At 75.3% G+C, this 19,773-nt stretch carries 18 protein-coding genes; 3 read left to right on the forward strand and 15 right to left on the reverse strand.

Annotated features, from left to right (window positions below; translation table 11 throughout):
- Positions 1 to 20 precede the first annotated feature (20 nt).
- From ACI79R_RS21200 to ACI79R_RS21215, 4 genes are read right to left on the reverse strand one after another with little or no spacing between them, the layout of a single operon-like run.
- Entirely contained in the window at positions 21 to 785 is a 765-nt protein-coding gene (locus ACI79R_RS21200) for an SDR family NAD(P)-dependent oxidoreductase (RefSeq protein WP_456575654.1), read from the reverse strand.
- Entirely contained in the window at positions 782 to 2,098 is a 1,317-nt protein-coding gene (locus ACI79R_RS21205) for a cytochrome P450 (protein WP_456575655.1), read from the reverse strand. The genes ACI79R_RS21200 and ACI79R_RS21205 overlap by 4 nt, the downstream gene beginning before the upstream one ends.
- Positions 2,099 to 2,107: 9 nt before the next feature.
- Positions 2,108 to 2,869, reverse strand: coding sequence for an SDR family NAD(P)-dependent oxidoreductase (locus tag ACI79R_RS21210; protein WP_456575656.1), 762 nt, complete (start codon positions 2,867 to 2,869; stop codon positions 2,108 to 2,110).
- 46 nt (positions 2,870 to 2,915) lie between these two features.
- Positions 2,916 to 3,623, reverse strand: coding sequence for a histidine phosphatase family protein (locus ACI79R_RS21215; RefSeq protein ID WP_456575657.1), 708 nt, complete (start codon positions 3,621 to 3,623; stop codon positions 2,916 to 2,918).
- 91 nt (positions 3,624 to 3,714) lie between these two features.
- Here ACI79R_RS21215 and ACI79R_RS21220 point away from each other — a divergent pair, with 91 nt between their 5' ends.
- On the forward strand, positions 3,715 to 4,569 hold the full coding sequence (locus ACI79R_RS21220; protein WP_456575658.1) for an enoyl-CoA hydratase: 855 nt from the start codon (positions 3,715 to 3,717) through the stop codon (positions 4,567 to 4,569).
- 29 nt (positions 4,570 to 4,598) lie between these two features.
- On the opposite strand, the gene ACI79R_RS21225 is transcribed toward ACI79R_RS21220, so the two are convergent.
- Positions 4,599 to 5,222 (reverse strand): TetR/AcrR family transcriptional regulator, encoded by a 624-nt coding sequence (locus ACI79R_RS21225; RefSeq protein WP_456575659.1) that lies wholly within the window; start codon positions 5,220 to 5,222, stop codon positions 4,599 to 4,601.
- A 15-nt stretch (positions 5,223 to 5,237) separates the two neighbouring features.
- Here ACI79R_RS21225 and ACI79R_RS21230 point away from each other — a divergent pair, with 15 nt between their 5' ends.
- Together ACI79R_RS21230 and ACI79R_RS21235 are read left to right on the forward strand one after the other, a co-directional pair.
- The gene (locus ACI79R_RS21230) at positions 5,238 to 6,104 is read left to right on the forward strand and encodes a TetR/AcrR family transcriptional regulator (RefSeq protein ID WP_456575660.1); all 867 of its coding nucleotides are present in this window, start codon (positions 5,238 to 5,240) and stop codon (positions 6,102 to 6,104) included.
- Positions 6,105 to 6,106: 2 nt separating this feature from the next.
- A complete protein-coding gene (locus ACI79R_RS21235; protein WP_456575661.1) occupies positions 6,107 to 6,844 on the forward strand; it encodes a ThuA domain-containing protein in 738 nt (245 codons plus the stop codon).
- Positions 6,845 to 6,871: 27 nt separating this feature from the next.
- Here the strand turns inward: ACI79R_RS21235 and ACI79R_RS21240 are convergent, their stop codons facing one another.
- From ACI79R_RS21240 to ACI79R_RS21285, 10 genes are all read right to left on the reverse strand, one after another.
- The gene (locus ACI79R_RS21240; protein ID WP_456575662.1) at positions 6,872 to 8,260 is read right to left on the reverse strand and encodes a dihydrolipoamide acetyltransferase family protein; all 1,389 of its coding nucleotides are present in this window, start codon (positions 8,258 to 8,260) and stop codon (positions 6,872 to 6,874) included.
- 2 nt (positions 8,261 to 8,262) lie between these two features.
- Positions 8,263 to 9,267: an alpha-ketoacid dehydrogenase subunit beta gene (locus ACI79R_RS21245; protein ID WP_456575663.1), complete on the reverse strand. Its 1,005-nt coding sequence runs from the start codon at positions 9,265 to 9,267 to the stop codon at positions 8,263 to 8,265.
- Positions 9,268 to 9,271: 4 nt separating this feature from the next.
- Positions 9,272 to 10,273, reverse strand: a complete 1,002-nt coding sequence (locus ACI79R_RS21250) for a thiamine pyrophosphate-dependent dehydrogenase E1 component subunit alpha (RefSeq protein ID WP_456575664.1) — start codon at positions 10,271 to 10,273, stop codon at positions 9,272 to 9,274.
- Between the two features lie 93 nt (positions 10,274 to 10,366).
- Positions 10,367 to 12,880 (reverse strand): putative PEP-binding protein, encoded by a 2,514-nt coding sequence (locus tag ACI79R_RS21255; protein ID WP_456575665.1) that lies wholly within the window; start codon positions 12,878 to 12,880, stop codon positions 10,367 to 10,369.
- Complete coding sequence (locus ACI79R_RS21260) at positions 12,880 to 13,506, reverse strand: hypothetical protein (RefSeq protein WP_456575666.1); 627 nt, start codon at positions 13,504 to 13,506, stop codon at positions 12,880 to 12,882. The genes ACI79R_RS21255 and ACI79R_RS21260 overlap by 1 nt, the downstream gene beginning before the upstream one ends.
- Before the next feature lie 62 nt (positions 13,507 to 13,568).
- On the reverse strand, positions 13,569 to 14,990 hold the full coding sequence (locus ACI79R_RS21265) for an aldehyde dehydrogenase family protein (RefSeq protein WP_456575667.1): 1,422 nt from the start codon (positions 14,988 to 14,990) through the stop codon (positions 13,569 to 13,571).
- Positions 14,977 to 16,092: an acyl-CoA dehydrogenase family protein gene (locus ACI79R_RS21270; RefSeq protein WP_456575668.1), complete on the reverse strand. Its 1,116-nt coding sequence runs from the start codon at positions 16,090 to 16,092 to the stop codon at positions 14,977 to 14,979. Before ACI79R_RS21270 ends, ACI79R_RS21265 begins: the two co-directional genes overlap by 14 nt.
- Positions 16,089 to 17,324 (reverse strand): acyl-CoA dehydrogenase family protein, encoded by a 1,236-nt coding sequence (locus ACI79R_RS21275; RefSeq protein ID WP_456575669.1) that lies wholly within the window; start codon positions 17,322 to 17,324, stop codon positions 16,089 to 16,091. Before ACI79R_RS21275 ends, ACI79R_RS21270 begins: the two co-directional genes overlap by 4 nt.
- Positions 17,321 to 18,559: an ABC transporter permease gene (locus ACI79R_RS21280; protein ID WP_456575670.1), complete on the reverse strand. Its 1,239-nt coding sequence runs from the start codon at positions 18,557 to 18,559 to the stop codon at positions 17,321 to 17,323. The genes ACI79R_RS21275 and ACI79R_RS21280 overlap by 4 nt, the downstream gene beginning before the upstream one ends.
- 14 nt (positions 18,560 to 18,573) lie before the next feature.
- Entirely contained in the window at positions 18,574 to 19,668 is a 1,095-nt protein-coding gene (locus tag ACI79R_RS21285) for an ATP-binding cassette domain-containing protein (RefSeq protein WP_456575671.1), read from the reverse strand.
- Positions 19,669 to 19,773: the final 105 nt, after the last annotated feature.

The following is a 19,773-nucleotide window of genomic DNA, read 5'->3' on the forward strand; positions in this document are numbered from 1 at the left end:
ACATCTGAGCCGGCGGCGGCTCAGGAGCGGCGACCGCCCGAGTAGGCGCGGGCCACGCCGCCGTCGACCATCAGCTCGGTGCCGTTGACGTAGGACGCGGCGTCCGAGCACAGCCACAGGACGGCGTCGGCGATCTCGCGCGGCTCCCCCACCCGCGCCATCGCCGAGCTCGACCCCAGGATCGCCTCGCGGTCGGGGGTGTCGGGCACCGCGGCCTCGACGATGGGGGTGCGGATCGCCCCCGGGCACACGGTGTTGACCCGCAGCCCGGCCGCGCCGTACTCCAGGGCGGCCGACCGGCTGAGCCCGATCACGCCGTGCTTGCTCGCCGAGTACGGCGCCCGCCCGGGGCTGCCCATGTGCCCGGTGCGCGAGGAGATGTTGACGATCGCGCCCCCGCCGCCGGCGAGGATGCAGGGGATCTCCTCCCGCATGCATCGCCAGACGCCGGCGAGGTTCACCGCCATCACGAGCGCGAACTCCTCCTCGGTCACCTCCGGGAAGGGGCGCTTGGGCGGGGCGATGCCGGCGTTGTTCACCGCCGCGTTCAGCCGGCCGCGCACGCCGTGCGCCGCGGCGACGAAGGAGCGGACGTCGTCGGCGGAGGTGACGTCGGCCCGCAGGCCCACGGCGTCCGGGCCGCAGAGGGCGGCGGTCGCCTCCGCCGCCGCGCCGTCGACGTCGCCGGCCACGACCAGCCAGCCCGCCGCGGCGAAGGCCTCGCAGGTCGCCCGCCCGATGCCGCCGCCGGCCCCGGTGACCAGGACGACGGGACCGGCGCTCACCGGGCGGCCCCGCCGAAGCGGAGCCACAGCTGGGTGCGCCCGTGCAGCAGGTAGCTCGGGTGGAACACCTCGCCGCCGGCCTCCTGGTCCACCGACCAGGGCGGCAGCTCGCGGAGCATCGCGGTGAGCCCCACGCGGAGGACCACGCGGGCCAGTGGGGCCCCTGGGCAGAAGTGCCGGCCCTTGCCGAAGGCCAGGTGGCTGGTCAGGTTCGGCCGGTCGACGTCCACCTCGTCGGGGTCGGGGAAGACCTCCTCGGTCCGGTTGGCCGAGGCGTAGAGCACCAGCAGCGGAGCGCCGGCCGGCAGGTCGGTGCCGCCGAGCGTGGTGTCCTCCGCGACGGTCCGGTAGAGGCCCTGCGTGGGGCTGGCCAGCCGGAGCACCTCCTCGACGAACTCGGGCACCCGCTCGGGCTCGGCGCGCAGCCGCGCGGCCAGCGCCGGGTCGGCGGCCAGCCGCGCCACCGCCTCGGCGAGGGTCTTCGACGTCGTCTCGTGGCCGGCGTTGAGCATCTGCGAGATCAGCGCCAGCCGCTTCTGGTCGTCCAGGTGGCTGGTCTCGTCGTCGGTCTGCACCACCTTGGTGACGAAGTCGTCGCGGGGGTCCTCCCGGCGGGCGGCCATCACGGGGCGGAAGTACTCGGCGAACTCGACGTTGCTGCGGGTGTGCTCGACGACGTGCTCGGGCGTGAACGAGTCGTTGCCCAGGTGCCGGTTGGCGTGCACCGCCCAGCGCAGGAAGTCGGGGATGCGCTCCTCGCCCATGCCGAGCTGCTCGGCGATGACCCGCACCGGCAGCGCGGCGCAGTAGGCGGAGACGATCTCGACCACCGGCTGCTCGGCCACGGTCGCCCGCAGGCCGGCCACCAGCTCGCCGGCCAGCTCGGTGATGCGGGGCTCGAGCGCGGCGGCGCGGCGGGCGCTGAACATGCCCGACACCAGGGCCCGGTGGCGCAGGTGCTCCTCGCCGTCGGCGCTCATCAGGACGCGGTGGCCCCGCCAGTCCGGGCGCATCCGGTCCAGCAGCTCGCGGAACTCCGCGCTGGTCTCGGCCAGCCGGGCCCGCGTCTCGGCCAGCCGGCCGGCCATCGAGGGCCCGCGCGGGTCGCCGAGCCCGGACGGGAACCGCCGCGGATTGCTCAGCACCGTGTCGACGTCCTCGTGCGAGGTCACGACGTAGGCGCCGAGCCGCTCCACCCAGAGCACCCGGCCGCGCTGCCGGAGCTCCCGCCACGCCAGGTGCGGGCAGGCCTGCGCGCCGTCGCGCAGGTCCAGCAGCTCCGCGACCGGGCCGTCGTCCGTGGTCACCGTCATCGCCGCGGCTCAGAAGTCGAAGCGGTTGGTGAAGCCCCCGTCGACGACGAGGTTGACGCCGGTGATGTGACCGGCCGCCGGGGAGGCGAGGAAGGTGACGGCGTTGGCCACGTCGACGTCGGTGCCGAACTTGCCCAGGGCGATGTCGCCGCGGGCGGCGGCGAACAGCTCGGGCCGCTGCTCCTCGATGGTCTGCCAGTCGCCGCCCGGGAAGTAGGTGGGGCCGGGTGAGACGGAGTTGACGCGGATGCCGTCGGCGGCCAGCGCCCGGGCCTGGGCGCCGGCGTGCTGCAGCGCGGCGGCCTTGAGGGCGCCGTAGCCGCTGGCGGTGCGCAGCACCCCGGCCTCCACGGCCGACGTCGTGGCGATGTCGACCACCGCGGCGGCGGAGCTGGCCACCAGGTGCGGGTGCGCGGCCTCGATCAGGTAGACCAGGCTCATCAGGTCGATCTCGAAGTTGCGCACCCAGGACTCGTGGCCGCGGCCGCTGCCGCCCGAGGCGTTGACCACCACGATGTCCAGCCCGCCGAGCGCCTCGGCCCCGGCGTCGACGAACTGCCGCAGCGCGTCGTGGTCGGAGACGTCGACGGCGCGGGCGAACACCTTCGCGGTCGCCGAGAGCTCCCCGGCCACCTCGTCGAGGCGCTCCTGCCCGCGGGCGCAGATGGCGAGGTCGGCGCCCTCGGCGGCGAGCGAGCGGGCGACGGCGAGGCCGATGCCGCGGCTGGCTCCGGTGACGAGGGCCTTCTTGCCGGCGAGACCGAGGTCCATGGGGGACTCCTTCGTCCTGGGTGGTGGCTGGGCGGTCGCGAGGGGGTCAGATGTTGTAGGTGCCGACGGCGTCCTGGAACGGCAGGACGTGGGCGAAGTCGTTGACCGAGATCACCGCGCGGCGGGTGTCGGCGCCGCGGAAGACGCTGATCGAGGTGTGGTGCACCCGCACCGGCACGTCCTGGTCGGTGTCCACGACCGAGGCGAGGAAGGCGTTCACCACGCCGCTGTGGCAGGTGACGACGATCCGCTCGCCGAGGTGCCGGTCGACGAGCTCCCCCAGCGCCGTGGTGACGCGCTTGCGGAAGGCCTGCCGGTCCTCGCCGTGCGGGAAGGCGGCGAAGCTCTTGGTCCGCGCGTGCTCGCGGAAGATCGCCGACAGCTGCTCGGCCGGCAGCACCTCGCGGACCGGGCGGTCGTCGGGCAGGGCGGCCCACGGGTGGTACTCGTGCAGCTCCGGCATCGGCACCGGCTCGAGGCCGTGGTGGCCGCCGATGGCCCGGCCGGTCGCGAACGCCCGGTGCAGCGGCGAGCTGTAGACCGCCGCGATCGGCGTACCGGCGAGCCGGCGGCCGACGGCCTCGACCTGCCGCTCCCCCAGCGGGGACAGCGGCGGGTCGATGGCCTCGTAGACCGTGGTGTCGCCGCTGAGCAGCTGCTCGCCGTGGCGGACGAGCAGCAGCTCGCACATGCCGTCGAGCGGGGCGAAGGGGTTCTCGAGGTCGATCGTGCGGGCTCGGGTGACGGGGGGCACAGCCGCACAGTAACGGAATTCCCGGCTAGATACAGGTGCCAGTTTGTAGATACTGTCGCGGCGTCCGGGACCCCGAGCCAGGAGTGCGACGATGCCCTCTGACCAGCCCGTCACCTACGCCGTCGACGGCGCGGTGGCGGTCATCTCCCTCAACCGCCCGGAGAAGCGCAACGCGCAGAACCTCGACCTGCTGTACCGGCTGGACGAGGCGTTCGTGCGGGCGGTGCGCGACGACGCGGTGACCGTGGTCGTGCTGCGCGCGGAGGGGCCGGACTTCTCCAGCGGGCACGACCTGCTCGACGACGCCGAGCTGGCCGACTTCCCGCTCACCTCCTCGTGGGGCGGCTTCGACCTGCCCGGCGCCGAGGGGTGGATGGCCCGCGAGTACGAGATCTACCTGGGGCTGTCGATGCGCTGGCGCAACCTGCCCAAGCCCACCATCGCGGCGGTCCAGGGCCGGGTGATCGCCGGCGGGCTGATGCTGGTCTGGCCCTGCGACCTGATCGTGGCCGCGGAGGACGCCCGGTTCCGGGACCCCACCGTCGCCATGGGGGTCAACGGCGTGGAGATGTTCAACCACCCGTGGGAGCTCGGCGTCCGCAAGGCCAAGGAGATGCTGTTCACCGGCGACTGGGTCGACGCCCGCACCGCCGAGGCGATGGGCATGGTCAACCAGGTCGTGCCGCCGGCGGAGCTCGACGCGCGGGTCATGGACCTCGCCCGGCGGATCGCCGGGCGCTCCCGCTTCGGGCTGAAGCTGGCCAAGCAGGCGGTCAACCAGATGCAGGACGCGCAGGGCTACTGGACCGCCCAGCAGGCGGCCATGGCGCTGCAGCAGCTGGGCCACACGCACAACCTGCAGCAGTTCGGCGACCGGGTGGACCCCAGCGGCTTCCCGACCGTCCTGCGGGGCAAGGACCCCGAGGGACGCAGCACGGCGCACTGATGCACCGGCCGGGCAGGGGGTCGCGCCGGTCAGCCCGCGGGCTCGGCGGCGGTGCGGCCGGCGATCAGGTTGCCGAGCTCGGCGACCTCGGCGAGGAACCGGCGGCGGCCGAGGTTGGCCAGGACGACGTCCTCGGTCAGCGAGGAGACCGCGGACTGCTCGAGCAGCACCACGAGGCCGGCGCCGGCGACCGTGGCGTCGGCCCGGCTCATGTCCGAGCCCCGCTCGCGGAACAGCGCGGCGAAGACCTCCACCATCTCCAGCCGGGTCTCCCGCCGGATCCGCTCCACCGACTCCGACAGCCCCGGCGAGGCGACGAACCACACCACGGCCGCGTACCGGTGCCCGTCCATCCACGCCACGAGGTCGGCGATCACCTCGCCCTCGGTGGACCCGCGCTCGGCGGCGTCGTCCAGCAGCCGGCGCAGCTCCTCGAGCATCCCGCCGGCGAAGGCCCGCAGCCCCTCCAGCAGGAGGTCGTCCTTGGAGGGGTAGTGGTAGTAGACCGCCGCGGAGGTCATGCCGGCCTCGGTCGCGATGTCGGCGACGGTGACGTCCTCGAACCGGCGCACCGCGTAGAGGTGCATGGCCGCGTCGAGCACGGCCTGCCGCCGGGACGGTCGATGCGCCGGACGTCTCGGGGCGGTCGCCACGTGTTTAATCTACCCATGGCGGTACGGCGACCCAGGTCAGGCGGCGAGTCGGGCCCCGCCGAGGCGCCCGAGCCGGCCGCGACGCCCCCGGCTCCCCGCGCGGCCAAGAAGGCCGCGGACGGCGCCGCGCCCGCCGTCGCCAAGACCCGCAAGCCGGCGGCCCGCCCGCGGCCCGCGACGGCGGTGGCCGGTCACCGCGGCCGCCCGCGCACCGCTCCCGCCCAGCGCGACGAGGAGTCCGCGACCGAGCCGGCGGCGGACGCCGCCCGGCCGAGCCCGCACCGGCCCTCGCGCCGGCATCTCATCGTCGAGGCCGCGATCCGGGTGTTCGCCCGCAAGGGCTTCGCCGCGGCGAGCATCCAGGAGATCGCCGACGAGGCCGGCATGGTCGCCACGGCGGTCTACTACCACTTCGCGGGCAAGGAGGAGCTGTTCGAGGCGGCCCTCAGCCGGGTCATGACCGCCAACAGCGCGGTCATCGCCGAGGCCCGCCCCGACGACGCGCCGGCCGACCCCGACGTCTTCAAGGACGTGGTCAAGGCGTCGTGGACCTGGGCGGAGGCCAATCCGGACATGGCCCGGCTGCTGTTCCTGCACATGCCCGGCGGTGCCACCCCGGGGTCGCGGGCGCTGGCCCGGGAGTACCTGGACCGCAGCGTCCGGCGCGCCTACGACTACTTCGAGACCGACCCCGTGCTCGACAACCGCCGCAAGGCCGCGGCCGAGCACGCGGTGCGCACGCTGACCGTCCGCACGGTGATCGGCCTGGCGCTGGCGGTGCACCCGCTGCAGATGGAGGGCGGCCCGCAGACGCCGGCGGCCATGGCCCGCATGCGCAACGCCACCGCCGAGCTCTGCGCCCGCATCTTCCGCGGCCACTGACGGTGGGCGCCGTCCACCTGGTCACCGGGGGCCGCTGGCACGACTTCCCGTACGCGCGGGAGCAGCTGCACGCCGAGCTCGCCGCGCGGGACGCCGCGGTGCTCGACTCCCCCGCGTGGCCGGAGCAGCCGCTGCCGCCGGGCGCGGTCCTGGTGTCCTACACCTGCGACCTGCGCCCCTCCCCCGCCGCGCAGCGGGTCCTCGCCGACTTCGTCGCCGGCGGCGGGCGGTGGCTGGCCCTGCACGCCACGAACTCCGTGCTGGAGCCCCCCGCTCCCGGGGAGCCGCGCGTGTTCGGCACGCCGCGGCTGCTGGGCGAGGTGGCGCGGGTGCTCGGCAGCCAGGTCCTCGGGCACCCGCCGATCGCGCCCTACCGGGTCGAGGTCACCGACCCCACCCACGAGCTGGTCGCCGGGATCGAGCCGTTCACGGTGAGCGACGAGCTGTACGTCTGCGAGCTGCACGGCCCGCTCGAGGTGCTGCTGCACACCCGGTTCACCGGGCGCTGCCCGTCCTACGCCGAGGGCGACGCCCTCGACGACGAGCCGCGCCCGGTGCTGTACCTGCGCCGGTACGGCGACGGCGAGGTCGTCTACCTGACCCTCGGGCACTGCCGCAGCCTGGCCGAGCTGCACGAGCTCGGCCGGCCCGACGCCACCGAGGCCGACCGCGGCAGCTGGGAGACCCCGGCCTTCCGCACGGTGCTCGGCCGCTGCCTGGACCGGGTCCTGGCCGGCTGACCCGCCGGCCGGGACCCGGTCGGCGGGTCAGCCGGCGAGCAGGCCCAGCGGGCGCGACAGCAGGTCGGCGACCTGCAGCAGGTACTCGGCGGCCGGTGCGCCGTCGATCACGCGGTGGTCGAAGGTGAGCGACAGGGTCATGACGCTGCTCCGGCGCGGGGTCTCCCCCTCCCACCGGACGCCGTCGCGGATCCGGCCGACCCCGAGGATGCCCACGTTGCCGGGGTTGATGATCGGGGTGAAGAAGTCGATCCCCGCCGTCCCCAGGGAGGAGACGGCGAAGGTGGCCCCCTCCAGCTGCGGAAGGGTCAGCTTCCCGGCGCGCGCGGTGGCGGCCAGCTCCGCCGCGGTCTCCGAGAGCGTCCGCAGGCTGCCCTGGTCGGCCTGGCGGAGCACGGGGACGACCAGCCCGCCCTCGATCGCGACGGCCAGGCCGACGTCGATGGTGTCGTTGGGCTCGATCCGCCCGTCGCGCAGGGTCGCGTTCATCGTCGGGTGGTCGCGCAGGGCCAGCGCCGCGGCACGGACCACGAAGTCGCTGATCGTGGGCGTGCGGCGGCCGGACCCGGCGTCCTCGGCCTTGAGCGCCGCGCGCGCGGCGACCAGCGCCGAGACGTCGGCCTCGTGGCCCAGGGTCAGCTGCGCCATCTCCCGGAGGCTGGTGACCATGTTGCGGGCGATCGCCCCGCGCAGGCCGGTCAGCCCCCCGCCCGCGGCGGCGGCCGGCTGCGCGGCCGGCGCGGGCCGGGCCGCGAGGTGCACGTCGGTCTTGGTGACCCGCCCGTCGGGCCCGGTGCCCACCACCGCGGTCAGGTCGACGCCCAGCTGGGCGGCCAGCTTGCGCACCAGCGGGCTGGTGCGGCTGCCGTTCACCGGCGCGGCCGGCGGGGCGGCGGGCAGCGCCGCCGCGGCCGCGGCGGCGGCCTCCTCGACGTCCTCGGAGACGATCCGCCCACCCGGACCGGTGCCGGTCAGGCCGGCCAGGTCGACGCCGAGCTCGCGGGCGACCCGGCGGGCGTTGGGCGAGACCCGGAGCCGCCCGTCGGGGGCCGTCCCGTCCGGGGACGGGGCGTCCGCGGCCGGTGCCGCCGGCACCACCGCGCCGGGCTCGGCGACCGGCGGCGCGGCCGCCTCGGCGGCGGCCGGCGGCGCGGCCCCCGCCCCGGTGGGCGGCTGCTCCCCCTCGGCGAGCAGCCAGCCGATGACCGCCCCCGGCGGCAGGGAGGACCCGGCCGGGACGCCGGGGTGGAAGACCCCCTCGGCCTCGGCCTCCACCTCGACGTCGACCTTGTCGGTGCTGAGGGTCAGCAGCGGATCGCCGACCCGGACGGTGACGCCCGGCTCGACCAGCCACTGGTCGACGATCCCCTCGGTCATGGTCAGCCCGAGCTTGGGGACCAGGATCTCCACGGCCACGGTCAGCTCCGCTCGACCAGCTGCCGCGCCGCCGCGGCGATCCGGGCGGCGTCGGGCACGTAGTGGGCCTCGAGCGCGGGGCTGAACGGCACCGGGGTGAACGGCGCGGCGACCCGGGCCACCGGGGCGTCGAGGTGGTCGAACGCCTGCTCCTGGATCTGGCTGGCGATCTCGGCGCCGATGCCGCCGAAGCGGACCGCCTCGTGCACCACCATGACCCGGTTGGTGCGGCGGACCGACTCCACGATGGTGGGCACGTCGAGCGGCTGCACCGTCCGGGGGTCGATGACCTCGCAGGAGACGCCGTCCTCGGCCAGCCGCTCGGCCGCGGTGAGCGCCTCGTGCACCATCCGGCCCAGCGCCACGATCGTGACGTCGGTGCCGGGGCGGCGCACGGCCGCCTGACCGAGGGGCACCTCGTAGAGCTCCTCGGGCACCTCGCCCTGCAGCCCGAACAGCTTCTTGTGCTGCATGAACACGACCGGGTTGTCGTCGCGGATCGAGGCCACCAGCAGGCCCTTGACGTCGTGCGGCGTGGTCGGCATCACCACCTTGAGCCCCGGGGTGTGCGCGAGCCAGGCCTCCAGGCTCTGGCTGTGCTGCGCGGCCGCGCTGACCCCCGCCCCGTAGGCGGTGGTGATGGTCAGCGGCACCCGGACCGAGCCGCCGAACATGAACTTCATCTTCGCGGCCTGGTTGACCACCTGGTCGAGGGCGACGGCGAGGAAGTCCATGAACATGATGTCGACGACCGGCCGCAGGCCGCTGGCGGCGGCGCCGACCCCCAGCCCGATCAGGCCGGCCTCGGCGATCGGGGTGTCGACGACGCGGCGGTCGCCGAACTCCTTGTGCAGGTTCTCGAAGTTGTGGAAGACCCCGCCGTAGGCGCCGACGTCCTCCCCGATGACGAAGACGTCGTCGTCGGTCCGCATGAGCTGGGCCAGGCCCTCGTTGAACGCCCGGCCGTAGGTGGTGCGACGGGCGGGGGCGGCGGCCGCGGGGGCCACGGGGTCAGTCGCTGTAGACGTCGACATCGAAGTCCTCCACGTCGGGCATCGGGCTGGTGCGGGCGAACTCGATGGCCTCGGCCACCTCGGCGCGGACGGCGTCCCAGACGGCCTGGAACTCCTCGGCCGGCACCAGGCCGGCCTCGCTCGCGGTCCGCTCGAGGAGGGCGATGGCGTCCCGCTCGCGCCACTGCGCCACCTCCTCCTGAGTGCGGTAGGTCTTGCGCAGGCCCTTGACGCCCTGGTGGTCGTAGTAGCGGTAGGTCTTGGCCTCGATCAGCGTCGGGCCGCCCCCGGACCGCGCCCGCTGCACCGCCCGGTCGGCGGCGGCGCGGACGGCGAGGGCGTCCATGCCGTCGCAGATCTCGCTGGGCATGCCGTAGGAGGCGGCCCGCTCGGCGACGTCCTGGAGCAGCATGTGCCGGCTCTGCGGCGTGAACTCCGCGTAGCCGTTGTTCTCGCAGACGAAGACGACCGGCAGCCGCAGGATCGCCGCCATGTTCGCGGCCTCGTGGAACGTGCCGATGTTCGAGGCGCCGTCGCCGAAGAAGGTCGCCGCGACCGACGTCGTCCCGCGGTAGGCGTTGGCGAACGCCGCACCGGTGGCGATGGGGATGCCGGCGCCGACGACGCCGTTGGCGCCGTACATGCCGATCGACAGGTCGTTGATGTGCATGCTGCCGCCGCGGCCGTGGCAGTAGCCGTCGACCCGGCCGAACAGCTCGGCGAACATCGGCCGGAACTGCGCGCCCTTGGCGACGGCGTGGCCGTGGCCGCGGTGCGTCGAGGTGATCTGGTCGCTGGCCTCGAGCACGCTCATGACCCCGGCGGCGACCGCCTCCTGGCCCACGTAGAGGTGGAGGAACCCGGGGAGGTCACCGCCCTCCATGAGCACGCCGGCCTCGGTCTCGAAGACCCGGATCCGGACCATGCGCAGGTGGAGGTCGCGGATGACGTCGGCCGACGGCAGCACCCCCACCTCCGCCCCTGCCTCGGTGACGGACATGTCTGCCTCGCTTCCCGCCGGCGTCCGCCGACGACTCAGAACTCTAGTCGAAGTACAGTTAGTGGTCACGGGTCCGGCGCAGCCGGATCCCGGTCACCGGGCGAACGTCGCCTGGGCCGCCGCGAGCCGGGCCACCGGCACCCGGTGGGCCGAGCAGGAGACGTAGTCCAGGCCGACCTCGTCGAGGAAGGCGATGGACTCGGGGTCGCCGCCGTGCTCGCCGCAGACGCCGAGCTTCACGTCCGGCCGGGCCGCGCGGGCGTCGCGGACGGCGTTGCGCACCAGCGCGCCGACCCCCAGGTCGTCCAGCACCGCGAAGGGGCTGGCCGAGAGGATGCCCTTGGCCGTGTAGGCGGCCAGCACGTGCTTCTCCACGTCGTCCCGCGAGAAGCCGTACGTGAGCTGGGTGAGGTCGTTGGTGCCGAACGACAGGAACTGCGAGGCGCGGGCGAACTCCCCGGCCAGCAGCGCCGCTCTCGGCGTCTCGATCATGCTGCCCACGAGGTAGGGCACCTCGATGCCGAGCTCGGCCGAGGCCGCGGCCACCGCGCGGTGGATCTGGTCCACGACGACGGCGAGCTCGGCCGGCAGCGCGACCAGCGGCACCATGATCTCCAGCCGCGGCGTCAGCCCCTCGGCGCGGACGTCGGCGTAGGCCCGCACCAGCGCGTCGACCTGCGCCGGGTAGAGGTCCTCGCGCAGCACCGCCAGGCGCACCCCGCGCAGCCCCAGCATCGGGTTGGCCTCGCGGTACCCCCGCGCGCGCTCGGCCTGCTCCGGGGTCTCGTACTCCCCGTCGTGCGGCAGGAACTCGTGCAGCGGGGCGTCGAGCAGCCGCACCGTGACCGGCCGGTCCCCCATCGCCGCGAGCAGGCCGCGGAAGTCCTCCCGCTGCGCGGCCCGCAGGCCCTGCAGCGCCGCGACCTCCTCGTCGCGGTTGCCGGCCAGCAGCAGCCGCCGGATCAGCGGCAGCCGCTCCCCGAGGAACTGGTGCTCGGTGCGGCACAGCCCGATGCCCTCGGCGCCGAGGGAGACGGCGATCTCCGCCTCCCGCGCGGTGTCGGCGTTGGCCCGGACGCCGAGCCGGCGGTAGTCGTCGGCCCAGCCCAGCACGCTGTGCAGCTGCGGCGGGGGCTCGGGCGCCTGCACCGGCAGGCTGCCGGCGTACACCGCGCCGGACTGGCCGTCCATGGAGACGAGGTCGCCCTCGGCGAGGGTGCCCGCGGGACCGGTGACCAGGCCCGCGGCCCGGTCGATGGTCAGCCCGGCCACGCCGCACACCGCCGGGCGGCCCGCACCGCGGGCGACCACCGCGGCGTGCGAGGCCAGGCCGCCGTGGGTGGTGACGACGCCCTCGGCGGCCATGAGCGCCGGGACGTCGGCCGGGCTGGTCTCGGTGGTGACGAAGACCGTCGGCACGCCCTCGGCGGCCCACTGCAGCACCCGGTCGGCCGAGAGGGTGATCCGGCCGGTGGCCGCGCCCGGGGAGGCCGCCAGGCCCGTGACGAACGGGTGCTCGTCGCCGGTCAGGGTCAGCCGCGGGTGCAGCACCTCCTCCACCAGCCGCGGGGACACCAGGGCCAGCCCGGCGGTGGCCGGCAGGCCGCGCCGCTCGACCAGGTCGCAGGCCAGCTTGAGGAGGGCGTTGCGGTTCGGGTGCGGCGCGGGGCAGGCCGACAGCAGCGCCAGCTCGCCGTCGCGCAGCTCGTAGGTCACCTGCGCCGCCGCCTGCAGGTGCGTCTCCAGCGTGGTGAGGCCGTGGCGGAGCAGCGCGTACCCCTCGGAGCGCTCGGTGAGGGGCTCCCCGGTCATCCCGGCCACCGCCGAGCGGCGCATGCCCCGGAAGAACGACCCGTGGGCGCCGAAGTCCCCCGTCTCCGGATCGCGGCTCACCGCCTCGCCGAAGCCGGACTTCTCCCACGGGCCGATCCGCAGGGCCTGCAGGTGCAGGCTGATCGGCAGGTCGGCCGGCAGCCCCTGCGCGGCCCGGGCGCGCCGCCCGCGCGGGGAGTCCCAGTGCGCGAGGAAGGCCCGGGCGGCGAGGGCGACCTGGGCGGCCGGCTCGTCGGGCACCGGGCCGCTGCCCTTGGTGGCGCACAGGTGCAGCACCGCCTCCACCTGCTCGCGCGGGTCGGAGAGGTCGAAGACGACGTCGTCGAGGTCGTCGGGGTCGACGTCCAGCGCGCCCACGGCGAGGGTGCGCACCAGCAGCCCCCACAGCGCCACGGTGTCGCCCTCGCGGCCGACGGCCCGCTGCACGTCGGCGACCCGGTCGCGGGTCAGGCCGATGGCGGTGAGCGCCGGCGGCAGCCCGGCCACCGGCACCGGCGCGCTGGCGATCAGCCGCAGCAGCAGCGGCCGGTCGGCGTCGACCGTGCTGCGGCCGGCCAGCTGCTCGACCAGCTCGACCGCCCGCTGGGCGCCGACCGGGTCGGTGAGCAGCGACGCCGACCCGGCCACGACGGTCAGCCCGGGCACCACCGGCAGCCCGAGGGCGACCATGCGGTCGAACTGGGCGCCGTGCTCGCCGATCTCGTCGGGGCCCAGGCCGCGCGCCGCCCCCTGGCCGTAGGGGACGAGGAACTCCGTGGAACGTGGCGTGGGCATCAGGCGGACTGGCCCCGCACCAGCTGCTCCTCCAAGGCCTCGTCCTCGGCACGGCTGATCCCCAGCATCAGGAGCAGCTCCTGGTGCAGCCACATCCACACGTTGTGGTAGCTGGCCGACAGGGGGGAGGTGAGCGCGGAGGGGTCGCCGGCGTCGAGCTGCTCCAGCGCCGCGGTCAGCTCCTCGCGGTAGTGGCCCAGCCGCGGCTCGACGGCCGACAGCCGCCGGAGCACGCGGCCGATGGCGGTGTCGACGTCGTCGAGCCGGTCGCGGACGGCGGCGTCCCAGGCGGCGTCGGTGTGGTCGTTGGCCGAGCCGTCGGGCTTGCGCTGCCAGTCGGTGCACACCTCGCGCAGCTGCCGGTTGACCGGCAGGAAGGCGGTGAACAGCTGGTACACCTTCTGCTCGGTCTCGCTGCCGGCCTCCAGCCGCAGCGCCGCGGCGACCGCGTCGCGGCCGGCCTCGGTGGGCATGAGCACGGGCCCGCGCGCCAGCGCCAGCCCGGCGTCGACCAGCTCCTGCTGCGCGGCGCTGAGCTCGCCGCGGTGCATGCCGCGGACGACGAGCTGGGTGAGTGCGTCGCGGCGGTCGCCGTCGAGCTCGGCGGGGACGGCGGTCTCGGTCATGGCTGGTTCCTTCCTCGGTGGTGCCGTGTACGTGGTGCGGGGTCGGTCAGGGGTGGTGCTGGTCAGGTGGGCAGGTGCAGGGCCATCAGCTCGAAGTACTCGGCCAGGCCGTGCGGTCCCAGTTCACGTCCGATCCCGGACTTGCGGAAGCCCCCGAACGGCGAGAGGACGCTGCTGCGCCCGCCGTTGACCGAGACCCGCCCGGTGCGCAGCCGCATCGCGATGGCCGTGGCCTCCTCCACCGAGGCGGCGTACACCGCGCCGGAGAGGCCGTAGTCGGAGTCGTTGGCGACCGCCACGGCCTCGTCCACGTCGGCCACCGGCACGACGGACAGCACCGGGCCGAAGACCTCCTCGCGGGCCAGGTACGCGGTGTTGTCCAGGCGGCTGACCACGGTGGGCCGGACGAAGAACCCGCGGTCGTGCTCGGCCACCGGCTCGGGACCGCCGACCAGCACCCGGCCCTCGCCGGCGCCCTTGACCAGGTCGCGCTGGATCGACTGCTGCTGGGCGGCCGAGGCGACCGGGCCGACCGCGGTGGCGGGGTCGAGCGGGTCGCCGACGGCCATGGCGGCGACCTGCTCGGCCACCAGGTCCTCGACGTCGGCCAGGTCGCCGCGGGTGACCACCAGGCGGGTGGTCGCCGAGCAGGTCTGCCCGTTGTTGGCGAAGGCGCTGGCCAGCAGCGCCGGCACGGCGGCGGCGAGGTCGGCGCCGGGGGCCAGCACGAACGCCGACTTGCCGCCCAGCTCCAGCGTGCAGCGCTTGATGCCGCGCGCGGCGAGCTCGCCCACGCGGGCCCCGGCGTTGACCGAGCCGGTGAGGCTGACCATGTCAACCAGCGGGTGCTGGACCAGGCTCTCGCCCACGGCCACGCCGCCGCCGGAGACGACGTTCACCACGCCGGCCGGCACGCCCAGCCGGTCGAGCACGTCGGCCAGGTGGAAGGCGGCCAGCGGGGCCACGCTGCTCGGCTTGACCACGGTGGTGCAGCCCGCGGCCATGGCCGGGGCCACCTTGGCGGCCAGCTGGTAGAGCGGGTAGTTCCACGGCGTGATCGCGCCGACCACCCCGGCCGGCACGCGCACCACCCGCGCCGAGCCCAGCTGCTCGGTGAGGGGGAACTGCTCGACCAGGTCGGCCATCGACCGGAAGACGGCGACGGCCAGGTCGACCTGGGTCTTGTACGACGTCGCGATCGGCGTGCCGACCTCGCGGGCCATCAGCCGGGCCAGCGGCTCGCGCTCGCGGTCCAGCTCGTCGGCGATCGCCCGGACCAGGGCGGCGCGCTCGGCGACCGGGGTCGCCGACCACGACGGGAAGGCCGCGTGCGCGGCGCGGACGGCGGCGTCGACGTCGGCGTCGTCCCCGGCCGGCACCCGGCCCATGACCTCCTCGGTCACGGCGTCGAGGACGTCGACCGTGCCCCGGCCGGAGGGCTCGCGCCATCCGCCGTCGACGTAGTGGGCCTCACGCAGCTCCACGGGTCCCCTCCCCGGTCAGGACGGCGGCCGTGCGCCGCCGGTGGTCGGCCGGCAGGCCGAGCAGCGCCGCGGCGCTGCGGGCCCGCCGGAAGCGCAGGTGCGCCGGGTGCTCCCAGGTGAAGCCGATGCCGCCGTGGACCTGGATGTCCTCGGCCGTGGCGAACACCGCGGCGGTGGAGGCCGCCGACTTGGCGACCCCGACGGCGAGGGTGAGCTCGTCGGGGCCGGCGTCCGGCTGGTCGCACAGCAGCGCGGCGTACCGGGTGCTCGACCAGGCGCCCTCGGCGGCCACCAGCACGTCGGCCATGCGGTGCTTGAGGGCCTGGAACGACCCGATCGGCCGGCCGAACTGGGTGCGCAGCCGGGCGTAGTCCACGGCCTCGGCCAGCGCCGCAGCCGCGACGCCGCTGAGCTCGGCGGCCAGGACGACGGTCGCCTCGGCGAGGCCGCGGTCCACCGCCGCCCGGGCGCCGGCGGCCACCGGCGTGGCCGGCGCCGCGTCGAGCACGACCCGGGCCAGCGGCCGGGTGAGGTCGAGGCCGTCCATCGCGGTCACGGTCACGCCCGCCGCGGCCGCGTCGACGGTGACGACGTCGCCGTCGACGTCCAGCACGAGCAGGTCCGCGCCGACCGCGTCGACGACGGCCGTGGCGGTACCGGTGACCCGGTCGCCGTCGGCGCTCAGGGCTGCGCCGGTGACCACGGTGGCCCGCAGGGAGCCCTCGGCGATGCCGGAGAGCACGCGGTCCCGCTCGTCGCCGGCGGGCAGCTGGGCGAGCACCCGCCCGGCCACGGCCAGGGAGCCGAACAGCGGCGCCGGGCAGGTGACCCGGCCGAGCTCCTCGAACACGATGGCCAGCTCCGCCACGCCGAAGCCCTGGCCGCCGAGCTCCTCGGCGACCGCGATGCCCGGCAGGGCCAGCTCGGCGCACAGCCGGCGCCAGGTGCTGCCGGTGGGGTCCAGGTCGGCCCAGGACGGCCGGTCGCCGGTGGGCGCCGGGACGACGCGGGCGAGGAAGTCCCGGACCACCGTCTGCAGCTGCTGCTGGTCGTCGGTCAGGCGCAGCGGCAGCCGCCGCTCGCGGGGTCGTCCACCGGTCACGGCCTGGGCTCCCTCGGCAGGCCGAGCACGCGCTCGGCGATGATCGTGCGCTGGATCTCGTCGGAGCCGCCGGCGATGCGGAAGCCCGGGGCGCCGAGCACGTGCTGGGCCCACGCCCAGGTGCCCCACTCGCCGTGGTCGGCGACCAGCCGGACGCCGAGCAGCTCGGCGACGAAGTCGCTGATCCGGGCCAGCGTCTGGCTCCAGAGCAGCTTGCCCAGGGAGCCCTCCGGCCCGGGCACCTCGCCGTGCTCCATCGCCTCCTGCACGCGGCCGGCGATGAGCTGCACCATGCGGACCTGCTCGTACAGCTCGCCGAGCCGGCCGGTGACCACCGGGTCGGCGGCCCGCCCCTCGTGCACCACGAGGGCGCTGAGCTTGTCCAGCAGCTCGGAGACGGTCAGCCCGCCGAGCGTCGCGGAGTGCTCGCGCTCGAACCGCAGGGTGGTGAGCGCGACCGTCCAGCCCTCCCCCTCGGCGCCCAGCCGCATCGAGTCGTCGACGACGACGTCGGTGAAGTACACCTCGTTGAACGACTCGCCGCCGGTCATCTGGCGGATCGGGCGGATGTCCATCCCCGGCAGGTCCATGGGGATGAGGAAGGCGGTCATGCCCGTGTGCTTCGCCGTCGGGTCGGTGCGCGCGATGAGCAGCCCCAGGTCGGCGAACTGCGAGCCGGAGTTCCAGATCTTCTGGCCGTTGACCACCCAGCCGCCGTCCTGGCGGCGGGCCGAGCAGGACAGCGCGGCGAGGTCGGACCCGGCGCCGGGCTCGGAGAACAGCTGGCAGCACAGCAGCTCGGCGGCCAGCAGCGGGCGCACGTAGCGGTCGCGCTGCTCCGGGGTGCCGTGCACCGCCACGGTCGGGGCGACCAGGTCGATGGTGACCTCGAGCAGCTCGTCCCACTGCGGCGTCTCGAAGCGGGCCTCCTCCTCGACGTAGACCCGCTCGTAGGCGAGGTCCAGCCCCTGCCCGCCCACCTCGACCGGCAGCGTGATGCCGGCGTAGCCGGCCTCGAAGCGCTGCTTCTGCCAGGCCGCGGCGGCGTTCATGAGCTCCCGGCCGCTCTCGCGGTCGTAGACGTTGAACACCGGGACCGCGTCGCTGCCGCTCCCCCAGCCGGCACCGTGCCAGCCGGTCTTGACCGGCAGCCGCTCGGCGAGCCAGGAGCGCACGCGCTCCCGGTACTCCTCGATCGGCGGTGCGGCGGGCGGTGGTGCGGGTGCCGTCATCGGTCGTGCTCCCCCTCGGGGTCGGGAACGGTGCGGGGTGCCGGGGCGCCGGCGGGCGCCGGGGCGGCGCTCCCCGGTGCGGCGCTCCCCGGGGCGGCGCTCCCCGGGGCGATGGCGTCGGCCGCGGCGGTCGCGGGGACGGCGTCCGCCGCGCCCGGCGGCGGGGCTGCGGTGGTCCGGCGGGCCCGCTGGCGCCGCTCGAGCCCGGACAGGGAGACGGCCACCACGAGGACGACGCCGTAGAACAGCTGGGTCACCCACGGCTCCTGTCCCCACAGCTGGAGGCCCTTGGTGATCATCGCGAGCAGGTAGACCGCGAGGACCGTGCCCCAGATGTTGAACCGGCCGGGGCGGAACTGGGTCCGGCCGAGGAAGGCCGCGGCGAACACCGGCAGCACGTACTCGGTGCCGGTCGTCGGGCCGGCGGCGCTCACCCGGGTGAGCAGGATGATGCCGCCCACCGCGGCGACCGCGCCGGACACCACGAAGCAGAACCAGGTCAGCCGGGAGGTGCGGACGCCGGCCAGCCGGGCGGCGTCCCGGTTGCCGCCGGTCGCCTCGATGTAGCGGCCCAGCGGCGTGAGGTCCATGACGTACCAGGCCACCAGGGCCAGGACGAGCATCACCACGAACGGCAGCGGGACGCCGGCCACCCGGGTGGTGCCGATGTCGAGGAACTCGATCGGCAGGCCGATGATCTGCTGCCCCTCGGTCACCCGCAGCAGGACGGCGAACAGGATCGCCTGCACGCCGAGGGTGGCGATGAACGAGTCGACCTTGAAGGTCACCACGACCAGGGCGTTGAGGCAGCCGACCACCGCGCCGAAGAGCACGGCGACCGCGCAGGCCGTCCAGACGTCCCAGCCGGCGTGCACGTGGAGGAAGGCGACGACGGCGGCCGAGCAGCCCAGGATGGCGCCGATCGACAGGTCGAACACGCCCGAGGAGAGGGCGAAGGTCAGCCCGATCGCGAGGATCGTGGTGACCGCCTGCTCGTTGGCCAGCGTCAGCCAGGTGGTCTGGGTGAGGAAGAGGTCGGGGATGGTCAGGGAGAAGACCAGCCCCATGACGAGGAAGACGTAGACGCCGGAGATCCGCTTGAAGGCCAGCAGGGACCCCCAGCTGCTCCGGCTCCCGGTGCCGCGGGCCGGGGCGTCGGCCGGCGTGGCGCCGGGCTCGACGGACCTCCCGGGCGCGGGCGCGGCCGTGCCGGCCGGTGCGCTCGACGTGCTCACCAACGGAGTCCCCCTCATGAGATCGGTTCGAGGTCGAGGACCGCGAGGTCGATGCGCTCGGCGGTCAGGTCGGTCCCGCTGAGCTCGGCGACGACGACGCCGCCGGCCAGGATGAGCACGCGGTGGCAGAGGCGGGTGAGCTCCTCGGAGTCCCCGGAGGACACCAGGACGCCCAGTCCCTCGCGGGCCCGCTCGGCCACGATCGAGTAGAGGGCCACCTTCGCCCCGACGTCGACGCCCTGGGTGGGCTCGTCGAGCAGCAGCACGCGCGGGCCCAGCCGCAGGCACTTGCCCAGCACGACCTTCTGCTGGTTGCCGCCGCTGAGGGTGGCGAAGGTCGCGGTCGCGCTGGCCGGGCGGACGTCGAGGTCGGTGATCCAGCGCTCGGCCGCCCGACGACGCCGGCGCCGCCGGAGCACGCCGGCGCCGACCAGGGAGCGCATCTCCGGGAGCACCACGTTCTCCTCCACCGAGAAGGCGGGGATCGCGCCGCGGCGGGCCCGGTCGACGTGCACGGTCGCGATGCCCGCCCGCAGCGCCGCCCGGGGGTCGCCGGCCGGCACGACCGCTCCGCCGACCCGCACCTCCCCCGCCGTCCGGTCGCGGTCGCCGGACAGCAGCGGGACCACCTCGTCCCGGCCACTCCCGAGCAGCCCCGCGAGGCCGACGATCTCCCCGCCGCGCACCTGCAGCGACAGCTGCCGCAGGTCCAGCCCCTGGAGCCCGTCGACGGCCAGCACCGGCGCGTCGGCCGCGCCGGCGGCCGACGGCGGGGCCTCGAAGGCCTCGACCGTGCGGCCCAGCATGGTGCGGACCAGGGACTCGTGGGTGAGGGCGGTGATGTCGTCGGTGAGCACCGTCCGCCCGTCCCGGAAGACGGTGACCCGGTCGGCGACGTCGAAGACCTCGTCGAGCCGGTGGGAGACGAACAGGACACCCAGCCCGTGCTCGGCGATCCGCCGCACGACCGCGAACAGCCGCTCCACCTCCGCCGCCGGCAGGGTCGCCGTCGGCTCGTCGAGGACGACGAGGCGGGCCGAGGCCTCCCAGTCCTGGAGCGCCCGGATGATCGCGACCATCGTGCGGTGCGCCGGAGGCAGCGTGCCCACCGGGACGTGGGGGGGGGGGGGGGGCCCCCCCCCCCCCCCCCCCCCCCCCCCCCCCCCCCCCCCCCGCCCCCCCCCCCTCCCCCCCACCCCCCCCCGCCCGGCCCC

The sequence above is a fragment of the Blastococcus sp. SYSU D00820 genome (genome assembly GCF_054050695.1).

Bases quoted from the DNA above. Each gene is read 5' to 3' on its own strand.
- ACI79R_RS21255 (WP_456575665.1), bottom strand. From the start codon at position 12,880: ATGCCCACGCCACGTTCCACGGAGTTCCTCGTCCCCTACGGCCAGGGG.
- ACI79R_RS21250 (WP_456575664.1), bottom strand. From the start codon at position 10,273: ATGTCCGTCACCGAGGCAGGGGCGGAGGTGGGGGTGCTGCCGTCGGCC.
- ACI79R_RS21205 (WP_456575655.1), bottom strand. From the start codon at position 2,098: ATGACGGTGACCACGGACGACGGCCCGGTCGCGGAGCTGCTGGACCTG.
- ACI79R_RS21275 (WP_456575669.1), bottom strand. From the start codon at position 17,324: ATGACGGCACCCGCACCACCGCCCGCCGCACCGCCGATCGAGGAGTAC.
- ACI79R_RS21260 (WP_456575666.1), bottom strand. From the start codon at position 13,506: ATGACCGAGACCGCCGTCCCCGCCGAGCTCGACGGCGACCGCCGCGAC.
- ACI79R_RS21210 (WP_456575656.1), bottom strand. From the start codon at position 2,869: ATGGACCTCGGTCTCGCCGGCAAGAAGGCCCTCGTCACCGGAGCCAGC.
- ACI79R_RS21230 (WP_456575660.1), top strand. From the start codon at position 5,238: ATGGCGGTACGGCGACCCAGGTCAGGCGGCGAGTCGGGCCCCGCCGAG.
- ACI79R_RS21220 (WP_456575658.1), top strand. From the start codon at position 3,715: ATGCCCTCTGACCAGCCCGTCACCTACGCCGTCGACGGCGCGGTGGCG.